This window comes from Undibacterium sp. CY21W, from assembly GCF_014284265.1.
GTDB classification, from domain to species: Bacteria; Pseudomonadota; Gammaproteobacteria; order Burkholderiales; family Burkholderiaceae_D; genus Undibacterium; species Undibacterium aquatile.
In genome coordinates, this window is sequence record NZ_JACOGE010000001.1 from 968,831 (window position 1) to 981,254 (window position 12,424).

A 12,424-nucleotide genomic window follows, 5' to 3' on the forward strand; every position below is an offset into this window, starting at 1 on the left:
ATTTATTTCAGGCGAAAAAGCAGGATAAATGGGATTATCAGCAGGGATCAATATGAAAATGAAAACAAAAGCAGCAATAGGTCAGTGGCAGAATGTGATGTTAACAGCAGTTCTGAGCAGTGTGTTCAGCATGATGTTAAGTGCTTGTGGTGGTGGCGGTGCCGATGCACCTGGACAAAAACCTGCCATCGGTTCTGTTAGTTCACCTGTCAACGCGGCGGTGTTAAGCATCAGCCTCTCAGACATTAGTGGTAAGGCCAGTAATGTCACCACATTTAACAGCCCCTTGATTGCCACTGCCCGTATCGTTGATAGCAAGGGGGCACCGATACCGAATACGCTGTTGGCGTTTAGTTCGGATTTGACGCTAGTCGGATTTCAACCGGGCTCAGGTAGTTTGATGACAGATGCCGATGGCAGTGTAAAGGTGAAATTGTCTCCGGCCTCGCTGACGGCATATGGCGCAGGTGTGCTGAAGGCAGTCGCCAGTTATGCCGGTAACAGCGTACAGGCACAGGCGACATTTATGGTCGGCGACAGTAAGCTCAGTTTGAATTTCGTTACACCTGTGACTAGCCCCATTCTGCTTAAAGCGTATGCATCGACCATCATCATTCTAGATGTCAAGAGTGACGGTGCGCTCTTTAGCTCTAGCCCCGTTTCTATCAGCCTGACATCAAATTGTGCAGCCGCTGGCAAAGCAAGTTTTCCCGCCAGTGTGTCGACCGTGAATGGTCGGGCGCAACTGACTTACCGGGATATTGGTTGCGGACAAACGGATACCTTGTCAGCTGCGATTACCGGTGCAACAACTTCTGCGACCACACAAATCCAGGTGTTATCACCTGATGCGAGTTCGCTAGAGGTCGGCCAGATTATTCCGGTGGATAAATCGATTGTGATCAAGGGAGCAGGCGGGTCTGGGCGCACTGAAACTGCAACGATCAAATTCCGTGTTATCGATCAGTTTGGGAATCCCCTGCCAAATCAGACAGTCAGTTTTACGACCATCTCGACAAAAACTGTCACGCTGAATAAATCATCTGATGTCAGTGACAGCAATGGAACAGTGACGACAACAGTCAACTCTGGTGTAGAACCAACAGCTTTACGAGTGCAGGCGACACTGGCAAATGGAGTATCTTCGATTTCAGATACTATTTCGGTGTCAACTGGTTTACCGACACAAACATCATTTTCACTGAGTGCGGCCAGCTATAACATTGAAGGCTACAATTATGACGATACCCAGACTGCCGTCAGTCTGTTGTTAGCTGATCAGTTCGGAAATCCCGTCGCAGATAATACGCCGGTGGTATTTCAAACCGATAGCGGTGCGATTGGTAGCGCATCGCGCGGAGGGTGTAATACTCAGAATGGAGGATGTGCAGTCACATTTCGCAGCCAAAATCCTCGTTATAACAGTGATGCCGCCGCTCCACAAAAACGAGCGGGGCTCGCAACTATTGCCGTCTCTTCTCTCAATGCCAATACAGCGTTGACTGGCCAGACGGCAATTTTTCTCAGTGGTAGTTTTGCCAGCAATATCACCAGAATACTGGATGACGGCAGCAGCGTTCCTGTATCTGATGGTATAACTTTAACTAATAGTGGTTGCTCAGCGATGTTACTGCGTCTACGTATCAGTGACGGGCACTTTAATCCTATGCCAAATGGTACTGTATTGAGTGCTGCGGCTCTGGATCAATTAGAAATCACTGATATTTTTCCGTCCAGCGTGCCTAACATTGCTCCGACTTATAGCGGCGCTTATGTAACAGGTGATCAGGGGTCCGTACATCTGATTCCCGTTAAACCAAGCACTAGCGTTTGCCTTGATAGTGGCACAAAACGTCTTACGGGAAGTACCATTCTTCAAATTAAAACTCCGAATGGAAATGTTACGCCGCTCAGTGTCAAAGTAACGTTCCCCGGCGGAGCATAAGCTCATTGACATGACGGGACGTAGTCAGAAATCAGAGAGAGAGACATATTGCTTTCAAAAGAAGCTCATCAAATATCTTTTGGCCTTTTTATTTGGAGGCTTAATGACTGTCGCTTATGCGCCAGTTGAAGCATGGTGGTTTCAGATAATTTGTCTCTCTGGCTTATTTTTGTTACCGAAGGCGCGCATTGCTGAAGGTTTTTGTATCGGATTTTATTTTGGCTTAGGCTGGTTCAGTTTTGGTATGTGGTGGGTACTTCCCGCTATTGTCCGACATTCGCATACCAGTTGGAGCATTGCTTTTTTATTGAGTAGTTTGTTACTCGTTTATTTGAGTTTATTTCCAGCTCTTGCCGTGAGTGTGTTATCCGCGCTAAATAAATATGGATCAGAACAGCCTCATTATTTTCTGTTACGTTGTGGAACTACTGCATCTGTTTGGGCGTTATCTGAATGGTTCCGTGGCAATTTATTTTCTGGCTTTCCTTGGCTAGCAACGGGATATGCTCAGGCGAGTGGCCCGCTGTCGTCGTTTGCATCGATTGCCGGAATATTTGGCCTAACTTATCTTAGTGCCTTGTGTGCAGCAATGTTGGCGAGTGTCTGCAAAGAATTGGAGCAGCGGGAATATACAAAAATAATTCCACTAGTAATCTTGAGTTTGACAGCGCTATATCTTGCAGGACAAGGTTTGCAACGCATAGAGTGGACTGAGGGTAAAGGGACATTGAGGGTAAGATTGATGCAAGGCAATTTATCGCAGCAAGATAAATTTTCTTCTATTGGTGTAAGACAAGCGATACACACGTATGGAAAACTGATGAGCGACAGTCAGGCAGAATTGACAGTTTTACCAGAAACAGCGATCCCCATCGAATGGCATTCACAGTCACCTGAACTGTTGGATGCATGGAGAAAGACTGCCACCGACCGAAATACATCGATCTTGGTAGGTACGGTCATTAGCACTCAGAAGCAAGAGCGCCTAATGACTACGAATAGTGCTATTGCAATGATGCCGGGAAGTTCATCCGCTCTTGCTTACGACTATCGTTACGACAAACAACATCTTCTCCCCTTTGGTGAATTCTTTCCAACAGGGAGCCGGTGGATAGAGTCGATTCTTGATCAGAATTATTCTGACTTTACTTCAGGGAATACATATCAAGCCCCATTAGTGATTAACAATAAAAAAATAGGCGTCAGTATATGTTTCGAAAATTTATTCGATATCGGGACTTTAAACAGAGTTGGTGATGGCGATACTTTAATTAGTATCAGTAACTTTGCCTGGTTTCTTGGTTCGGCAGCTCCGGCACAACATTTGCAGATAGCCCGGGTGCGTGCAATTGAATTAGGTCGCTGGGTGGTGCAGGCCTCGAATACGGGGCGTACCGCCATGATTGATCAACATGGTCGTATTCGCCATGCTTTAGAAGAGGATGTAACAGGCGTATTGGACGGTGAAATTCAGTTGATGACCGGAAAAACTCCGTTTATGCATTTCCGAAATGGACCTATATTGTTTATATGTTTCTTACAAATAATATTTTTACCTTTCGTTTATTTAGGGAGGAAGTCGAAATTTAAGGTGCGTGTATGTTAGTACTGTTCTCAAGCGTCATCCGGATCCTTCGTTAGGTGTACTTCCTCAGAATTCTTACTGTAGCTTTAAATTTCTTTGAGGACGAAGTAGTTTCCATCATTTTCTTCTGTGCTTACAAACAAATAACTTTTCTGATTGAAGTGTTGAACGTTTAATCCTGATTTCAAGCGGACTACTTTTTGACCTTTTATTGCTATTTCATTGAACCCGAGATCTATTTAAAACTAAGTAAGCGCTGGATTAGTACGTTTAATAGTTATTTTTTGCAAGAAATAACTGAGGCACAGGCGGTAACCATTTATCGCAATAATCGCGATGCTTTCCTTTAATGGATTGAAGTCATAACTCACTGATTGCTGACTCAACCGACATGAAAGATTTTCTCTTGTGCTCCCATATTTCTAAAGTCTCTACCGAATTTGATGAGCACTGCAAGTTACGGTCTGATCAAACACTGACCGTGTAGCAGAAAATGTATCAAGAATTTTAAGCCGGATGAACCAAGAACTGGATCGATGCTGGTTCTGTCTGATTAGGGAGTTAGGGCGGTATATGTGGAAACGGCCTACCGAAGCAGGCCGTTCAACTCACTTATCTTTGGGGCAAGGTTTAGCCATCCGAGGAGTTGAGAAAATAGCGTCGGAGTCGTCTTCGCGTATGTTGTGGTAAGGATAGCGTTGCAAAAATGCTTGCTGGGAGATTTCATCTAAGTCTCCCAAAAGTTCAGAGTTAGGTGAATTTCGACAGTCTTGTCAGCGGATATGTACATAAAATAAAAATCCCGCTTGCATAAATCACTGTTTTTTTATACAGTACTGTCAAACGCAGTTAATATTAATTGCGGTTTGACTTTCCACCCGCTGCTTATTGAATGAAAGAATGTATGGACGATAAGAAACCTGAAAACAGCTCAGAGAAGAGCAAGGCACTCGCCGCAGCATTGGCGCAAATCGAGAAGCAATTTGGTAAGGGATCGGTCATGCGTATGGCTGATGGTGCTGTGGTGGAAGAGGTGCAGGTTGTTTCCACTGGTTCGCTCGGTCTGGATATCGCCTTAGGTGTTGGTGGCTTGCCACGCGGGCGTGTGGTTGAAATTTATGGCCCGGAATCTTCAGGTAAAACCACTTTGACTCTGCAAGCGATCGCTGAGATGCAAAAGATTGGCGGTACTTGCGCATTTATTGATGCTGAGCATGCATTAGACGTAGGTTACGCTCAGAAACTGGGCGTGAATTTAAATGATCTGCTGATTTCTCAGCCGGACACAGGTGAGCAAGCGCTGGAAATCACGGATGCGCTGGTTCGTTCTGGGAGTGTCGATCTGGTCGTAATTGACTCAGTTGCAGCATTGACACCACGTGCTGAAATCGAAGGCGACATGGGCGATTCTTTGCCAGGCTTGCAGGCTCGTTTAATGTCGCAAGCTTTACGTAAGCTTACCGGTAGTATTAAACGGACGAATACGTTGGTGATTTTCATTAATCAGATTCGTATGAAAATTGGCGTTATGTTTGGCAGCCCGGAAACGACGACTGGTGGCAATGCCTTGAAGTTTTACGCTTCTGTAAGGCTGGATATCCGCCGTACCGGTTCTATTAAGGCTGGCGATGAAGTGATCGGTAATGAAACTAAAGTCAAAGTTGTCAAAAATAAGGTTGCGCCACCATTCAAAGAAGCACATTTTGATATTTTGTATGGAGAAGGAACGTCTCGTGAAGGAGAAATTCTTGATTTGGGTGCGGATGCTAAAATCATTGAAAAAGCCGGTGCGTGGTACAGCTACAATGGCGAGCGCATTGGTCAAGGTAAAGATAACGCTCGTAATTTCCTGAAAGAGCGTCCGCAGCTTGCGCATGAGATCGAAAATAAGGTACGTGAACATCTTGGTGTGCCTTTGTTGCCTGCGATCAGCTCTGACGCAGTTTAAAGATACTTACCGGTAATCATTCAGGATAGAACAACAGCCGATAAGCCCTCTTTTAATGGGTTTATCGGCTTTTTTAATCGTGATGAAACAAAAATTAAGTCTTAAAGGCAGGGCACTCAGGTATTTATCTATGCGTGAGCACAGTCGCGCCGAATTATTCAGAAAACTATCTTCACACGCAGAAGATGGGGATGATGTCGATGCCATTCTTGACTGGCTTGAAGAAAATAATTTTCTATCTACAGAAAGATTTTCAGATTCGTTGGTCAACAGACGTTCGGGGCGCTTTGGGAATCATCGTATTCTGGCGGAGTTGCAAAGTCACAACGTAGATGCAATAGAAATGGATCGGATTAAATCCGAATTAGCAGAGTCAGAGACATCCAGAGCAGTTGAGGTATTGCTCCGCAAATTTCCACACCCGCCCTTGAATCAAAATGAACGTCTCAAGCAAAGTAGGTTTTTACAACAAAGAGGTTTTTCCGGGAAGTCCATACAACTTGCCCTGAAGACGGAACGTTCAGCCAATGATTAGCAAAAGTAAATCACGGTTTCGTCATGCAAAAAAAAATGATGCGAGATACGAGTTGCTTAATTAGCTGTGCTAGAATCCGCAGGTTTTTTGCAGCGCCGCAGGAGCGGCTGCTACCGTAGAAGCTGCGGTAGCGACACGCAATTGTGGCTAATTTAAAGTAAGCCGCTTAAAAGGCATGATGCCCTTATCTACTCCCAATATACAACGCACGTTGAAGCATACGCGTGCGATCAGCATATCCGCGTTCGCCCGGGACGATGGATTATGGGATCTTGACGCGCGTATCACTGATCATAAGACCCGTGATATTACGCTTGCGTCCGGCGTCCGGCCGGAGGGTATGGCTTTGCACGATCTTCAGTTGCGAGTCACTATCGACTTGCAGCTAACTATTGTCGATGTGCAAGCGCTTTCAGCAGCAGTTCCTTATCCTGGTTATTGTGAAGCGATAGAGGCTGACTATAAAAAGCTTATTGGACTCAATTTGATGCAGCAATTTCGTCAGGGAGTCAAAGAGCGCATGTCAGGTGTTAATGGTTGCTCTCATTTAACGGAACTTGCTTTAGTACTCCCAACCGCTGCTATCCAGGCTTTTGCCGGCGATGTTATTGACACTCGCGATGGCGCCAGTAGCTCAACCGAATCTCAACAACCTTTTCAGCTTGACCGTTGCCACGCTTTGCGTTTGGATGGTCCGGCTGTCGTTCAGTATTACCCGCGTTGGGCTAAATCTGTGCCTAACGCAAAATCACCCAGCTAGTTTGTTTTTTAATTATTTATACCTCAGTGTCTGAAGGGAAGTCGTATGAAAATTCATGAGTATCAGGGTAAAGAAATCCTCCGTAAATTCGGAGTGACCGTACCACGCGGTATCCCATGCATGTCTGTTGAAGAAGCCGTTAAAGCGGCTGAAACTCTGGGCGGGCCAGTCTGGGTAGTCAAGGCGCAAATCCACGCGGGTGGCCGCGGTAAAGGTGGTGGCGTGAAAGTCGCAAAATCTCTGGAGCAAGTGCGTGAATACGCTGATGCGATCATGGGTATGCAACTGGTGACACATCAGACTGGTCCGGAAGGTCAAAAGGTTCGTCGCCTGCTGATCGAAGAAGGCGCAGATATCGCGAAAGAACTGTACGTCAGTATGGTGACTGACCGTATCAGCCAACGCGTTGTATTGATGGCATCGTCTGAAGGCGGTATGGATATCGAAGAAGTTGCAGAAAAACATCCAGAGTTGATTCACTCTATCGCGATCGATCCAAGTGCTGGCTTGCAAGACGCAGAAGCTGATGATATCTCCCGCAAAATCGGGGTGCCAGAAGGTTCTATCGCTGATGCGCGCGTTCAATTGCAAGGTTTGTTTAAAGCCTTCATGGAAACAGATTGTTCTTTAGCTGAAATCAATCCTTTGATCTTGACTGGTTCAGGCAAAGTAATTGCACTCGATGCGAAATTTAACTTTGACGCGAACTCTTTGTTCCGCCAACCTGAAATCGTTGCTTACCGCGATCTGGATGAAGAAGATCCAGCGGAAATCGAAGCGTCTAAATTTGACTTGGCTTATATCTCACTCGACGGCAACATTGGTTGCTTGGTCAACGGTGCAGGTTTGGCGATGGCAACGATGGATACCATCAAATTGTTCGGCGGTGAACCAGCTAACTTCCTCGACGTAGGTGGTGGTGCGACAGCAGAAAAAGTTACTGAAGCCTTCAAGATCATGTTGAAAAATCCAGGTCTGAAAGCGATCCTGGTCAACATCTTCGGCGGCATTATGCGTTGTGACGTGATTGCAGAAGGCGTGATTACCGCGTCTAAAGCAGTGTCATTGCAAGTGCCTTTGGTTGTACGCATGAAAGGTACAAACGAAGATATCGGTAAGAAGATGTTGGCTGACTCTGGTCTGCCTATCATTTCTGCAGACACGATGGAAGAAGCAGCGCAGAAGGTTGTTGCCGCTGCTGCTCAAGCTTAATTATCGCAAGGAATCACTATGTCCATCCTGATTAATAAAGACACTAAAGTTATTACCCAAGGTATTACTGGTAAAACTGGCCAGTTCCATACACGTATGTGCCGCGATTACGCAAACGGTAAAAACTGTTTCGTTGCAGGCGTAAATCCTAAGAAAGCTGGTGAAGATTTCGAAGGCATTCCAATTTTCGCGAATGTTTCCGAAGCGAAGGCAGCAACAGGTGCAACTGTTTCTGTGATCTATGTTCCACCAGCAGGTGCTGCAGCTGCGATCTGGGAAGCGGTAGAAGCGGATCTCGATTTGGCTATTTGCATCACTGAAGGTATTCCTGTCCGCGACATGATGATGTTGAAAGACCGCATGGCTAAAGCCGGCAGCAAAACAAAATTGCTCGGCCCTAACTGCCCAGGTCTGATCACGCCAGACGAAATCAAGATTGGTATTATGCCAGGTCATATTCACCGTAAAGGTCGTATCGGTGTGGTTTCCCGTTCAGGTACTTTGACATACGAAGCTGTTGGTCAATTGACAGCATTGGGTCTGGGTCAGTCTTCTGCAGTTGGTATCGGTGGCGATCCTATCAACGGTTTGAAACATATCGACATCATGAAGATGTTCAATGATGATCCAGATACTGACGCTGTGATTATGATTGGCGAAATCGGTGGTCCAGATGAAGCGAATGCATCTTACTGGGTACGCGACAACATGAAGAAACCAGTCGTTGGTTTCATCGCTGGTGTGACTGCGCCTCCAGGCAAACGCATGGGTCATGCTGGTGCGTTGATTTCCGGTGGTGCCGATACTGCGCAAGCAAAATTAGACATCATGGAAGAGTGCGGTATTAAAGCAACGAAGAATCCATCTGAAATGGCGCGTTTGTTGAAAGCAATGCTGTAATTTTCTTTATATTCAAAATAAAAAAACCGCGATTTTCGCGGTTTTTTTTCGTACTCACACTTTGCTTTTGAGTATATGAAGTGCAAACTCAATACCTTAATGTTAAGCTAGCAACGATAGGCAATATTAAATAAACTAAACTTCCTTGGTTTTCTGCCCGAGCCTGTAATCAATGAGCGCTATTTATCGATGTCACATCAGTATGTACTAGAATTTGCTGCACTGTCTGATATCGGACGAGTCAGGAAACATAACGAAGATGCGATTGTTGTCTGTGCTGATTACGGCTGTGTTGTGCTTGCGGATGGCATGGGAGGATATAAAGCAGGAGAAGTTGCCAGTGCGATGACGGCAAAGATTGTTGCTGATTATCTCTGCGCAAAACTGGATTCAGCATGGTATACGAAATTGGGTTTCCAATCGATTCATTTGTCGCGCTGGATCTCAGATGCCATTCATTTAGCAAATCGTCAGGTCGTGCAGACTTCACAGGAAAATCCGGAATGTTTTGGTATGGGAACAACAGTGGTTGTAGCATGTTGTACTCAAGATAAAATTTTATTTGCGCATGTTGGCGATTCCAGAGCATATCGCTATCGTAATCATGCGCTTGTAAGAATGACGGAAGATCATTCCGTGCTCCAGGAACAAATTAACGCTGGCTTAATTTCGGAATCGCAGGCACGTTTTTCAACGATCAAAAATTTGATTACGCGTGCGGTAGGAACCCAGGAGAATATTGAGGTAGACCTGAGTGTGCATCAGGCAGATGAGACCGATGTCTATATGCTCTGTTCTGACGGATTGACTGACTTGCTTGCTGACGATCAGATACAGGACATATTGCGACAGTATGACGGTGATTTACCCGCGTGTTGCAGGGCATTAATTGATTGCGCAAATGAGGCAGGGGGCTTTGATAACACTTCTGTTGTTTTGTTTAAATTAAAGGCGGTATCGGGTCCGTCGTGGGTGAAAAAATTGCTATTCCGGTAATTTTTTGAAAATTGAATGAGTGAGAGATGATTTATGGCGAAAATAATCGTCACCTTTAATGGATTGGTGCAGCAAGAAGTCAGTATTAACAAATCCCGTATTACGATAGGCCGGCGCATTGGGAACGATATAGTTATTGACCACCTGACTGTTAGCGGTCAACACGCGGCGATCGATACCACGTCAAACGGCTCTTTCGTTCTTGATCTGGGTAGTACCAATGGCACATTGGTCAACAATCAGCCAGTCAAAAAGCATTTACTCCAGCACGATGATGTCATTGATATCGGCAAGTACAAATTACGCTTTCAGGTAGAGAAGAGTGCGCAGGTCACAGCAGTTTCCTCAGTTGTTTCGGCGCCAGTGATGACACAGGCTCCGGCGAAAATAAAAGTGATCAATGGCGCGAATGCGGGTAAGGAGTTGGCGTTGACAAAAGCGGTGACGACAGTGGGTAGCCCCGGAACGCAGGTTATTGCAATTGCAAGGCAAACGGACAGATATATTGTCCGCCACGTCGAAGGCAAAGAATTTCCGAAAGTGAATGGGCAACTGCTGTCAGATCAGCCACATACCTTACAGCATGGTGATGTGATTGATATCAGTGGCACTCACATGCAATTTAGTGTTTAGCCGTTGGTAAGGCGCATGTTTCTGACCTGAAATGTAAATAACTGACAAAAAATGTCACCAACTGACATGACGCGTCACTTTTTTCAAGTCTATGAAGCTCGCTAACGCCAATTTACTCTTGCGACTTAATGTTGCATAGCTGGCATACAGTTTGCTGTGAGTCGATCAGGGTCATCCTTTTTAATTGTTATCCGGAGAACTATATGAAATCTATGAAATTGGTTAAAAAAGTACAACAAGGTTTTACTTTGATCGAATTGATGATCGTTGTGGCGATTATCGGTATTTTGGCAGCAGTGGCATTGCCAGCTTATCAAGATTACACAACACGTGGTCGTGTTACTGAGATTTTGGGTTTGATGGCAGGTTTTAAGCCAACAATTTCTGAAAATATTGCTTCTGCAGGTGGGAATCTTGATGCTACAGCTTGTAATGGTGTTACTGATATTACAACTGCAACAACGAATACTGCTTCTGTTACATGTTCTAGTGGTACGTTAACTGGTACCGGAACAGCGAAAGCACAAAGTGCTGTCTTAAAATTGCAGCCTATAGTCGGTAGCGGTGTAGTTACTTGGAAATGTTCTACGACCACAGATAAAAAATACGTTCCTGCTGAATGCCGTTAATCTGGAAAATGTTGTAAAAACCCGCCTTTGGGCGGGTTTTTTTTATTGAATTACACTTGTAGTCGGTATGTCCGGATATAGTTCGTTTCTATTTTTATACGCAATGAATATCTACCATCATAAATTCAAAGCTTTTGTTTATCATACGATGATATCTCTAATTGTCGCTGCATTGGTGACATTAGTAGTGAAGTTAGTCTGGTATCCGACTCCATATGACCAAATCTGTGGTGGTCTATCATTATTATATTTAGTTATAAGCGTTGATTTAGTTCTAGGCCCTTTATTGACATTTGTAGTGTTTGACTTAAAAAAGAGCAAGAGAGAATTAGTAAGAGATTTGGTGATTGTCGGGGTATTGCAGTTCGTGGGTTTGTTATATGGAATGCATACGGTTTTTTTAGCAAGACCAGTAGCAGTTGTTTTTAATGGAAAGCAGTTCGATGTTGTCACACAGGTTCAAATTGCTGAAGATAAATTACCTGATGCCGCGCCTGATTTCCGTCGATTATCACTGACAGGCCCTCGCTTGTTAAGCATGCGTGCCGCACAAAGTGAAAGCGAGCGTATGGAGTTGATGGTGTTATCTGTGACGGGGCAGTTAAGAGGTGTAATGCCAGCGTTTTGGCAAGACTATACATTATCAAAAAATCAGGTTGTGCGTGAAGCTAGTAGTGTTGAGGATCTGTATAAACAATATCCGGCAGATGATGTGTTAATTGACGCCCAGATAGCTAAATCTGGTCTTAATAGGAGTCAGGTGGTTTTTCTTCCAATTGTCTCTGCTCGCAATAGTTGGACCGTTTTATTGAATAAAGAGACTGCTGAAATGATCGGTTTTGTTCCCAAAGACGCATCCTTTTAGAGGAAATTTTAATCTTTTTTTGCTTGTTTTAACTTGTGATATAAGATGATAATTTTTTAATATGAATGATGTTGTCTAAGTAAATTTTTGAGGGAAGGAAGAATGTTTTATGTTGTTTGATTGGTTCAATGCAAGTAAGTCTAAGGAATTTGGCATTACTTTGGCAAATTTTTATGCTGAGCGCGAGAAAAAAACAGAATCAGGTAACAAAGGGAAAAAAGAATTTGAACGCAGGCAAAAAGAACTTCTCCTGAAAATGGAACAAAAAATTACAGAGTTCAAGCTGCAAAACAAGTTGAATGTGTATAAAAAAGCGCAGTTAGGTAACGTCTTTAAGTGGCAATTATTGGAAATTGGTTATACCGATCAGTATGTCGATGATTTGACCCAGTGGTTGATGCATCATTTGAAATAAT

12 protein-coding genes are annotated in these 12,424 nt (G+C 44.5%); all 12 read left to right on the forward strand.

Features of this window, described 5'->3' with window-relative positions:
- Positions 1–52 precede the first annotated feature (52 nt).
- The 12 genes from H8K29_RS04335 to H8K29_RS04390 all read left to right on the forward strand — a co-directional run bounded on the left by H8K29_RS04335 (position 53) and on the right by H8K29_RS04390 (position 12,423).
- Complete coding sequence (locus H8K29_RS04335; RefSeq protein ID WP_186896518.1) at positions 53–1,945, forward strand: Ig-like domain-containing protein; 1,893 nt, start codon at positions 53–55, stop codon at positions 1,943–1,945.
- Positions 1,946–2,048: 103 nt separating this feature from the next.
- Positions 2,049–3,551, forward strand: a complete 1,503-nt coding sequence (lnt, locus tag H8K29_RS04340) for an apolipoprotein N-acyltransferase (protein ID WP_186896519.1) — start codon at positions 2,049–2,051, stop codon at positions 3,549–3,551.
- Positions 3,552–4,434: 883 nt separating this feature from the next.
- On the forward strand, positions 4,435–5,478 hold the full coding sequence (recA, locus tag H8K29_RS04345; protein WP_186886146.1) for a recombinase RecA: 1,044 nt from the start codon (positions 4,435–4,437) through the stop codon (positions 5,476–5,478).
- A gap of 82 nt (positions 5,479–5,560) precedes the next feature.
- Positions 5,561–6,013: a recombination regulator RecX gene (gene recX, locus H8K29_RS04350; protein WP_255423238.1), complete on the forward strand. Its 453-nt coding sequence runs from the start codon at positions 5,561–5,563 to the stop codon at positions 6,011–6,013.
- Between the two features lie 178 nt (positions 6,014–6,191).
- Complete coding sequence (locus H8K29_RS04355; RefSeq protein WP_186896613.1) at positions 6,192–6,773, forward strand: DUF2889 domain-containing protein; 582 nt, start codon at positions 6,192–6,194, stop codon at positions 6,771–6,773.
- A gap of 30 nt (positions 6,774–6,803) precedes the next feature.
- The gene (gene sucC / locus H8K29_RS04360; protein WP_255423065.1) at positions 6,804–7,985 is read left to right on the forward strand and encodes an ADP-forming succinate--CoA ligase subunit beta; all 1,182 of its coding nucleotides are present in this window, start codon (positions 6,804–6,806) and stop codon (positions 7,983–7,985) included.
- An 18-nt stretch (positions 7,986–8,003) separates the two neighbouring features.
- Complete coding sequence (gene sucD, locus H8K29_RS04365) at positions 8,004–8,885, forward strand: succinate--CoA ligase subunit alpha (RefSeq protein ID WP_110255493.1); 882 nt, start codon at positions 8,004–8,006, stop codon at positions 8,883–8,885.
- Between the two features lie 189 nt (positions 8,886–9,074).
- A complete protein-coding gene (locus H8K29_RS04370) occupies positions 9,075–9,881 on the forward strand; it encodes a Stp1/IreP family PP2C-type Ser/Thr phosphatase (protein WP_186896521.1) in 807 nt (268 codons plus the stop codon).
- Between the two features lie 33 nt (positions 9,882–9,914).
- On the forward strand, positions 9,915–10,514 hold the full coding sequence (locus H8K29_RS04375; RefSeq protein WP_186896522.1) for an FHA domain-containing protein: 600 nt from the start codon (positions 9,915–9,917) through the stop codon (positions 10,512–10,514).
- 203 nt (positions 10,515–10,717) lie between these two features.
- Positions 10,718–11,143, forward strand: coding sequence for a pilin (locus tag H8K29_RS04380; protein WP_186886151.1), 426 nt, complete (start codon positions 10,718–10,720; stop codon positions 11,141–11,143).
- A gap of 67 nt (positions 11,144–11,210) precedes the next feature.
- A complete protein-coding gene (tfpZ, locus tag H8K29_RS04385; protein WP_186896523.1) occupies positions 11,211–12,008 on the forward strand; it encodes a TfpX/TfpZ family type IV pilin accessory protein in 798 nt (265 codons plus the stop codon).
- Between the two features lie 109 nt (positions 12,009–12,117).
- Entirely contained in the window at positions 12,118–12,423 is a 306-nt protein-coding gene (locus tag H8K29_RS04390) for a hypothetical protein (protein WP_186886153.1), read from the forward strand.
- Position 12,424 lies beyond the last annotated feature (1 nt).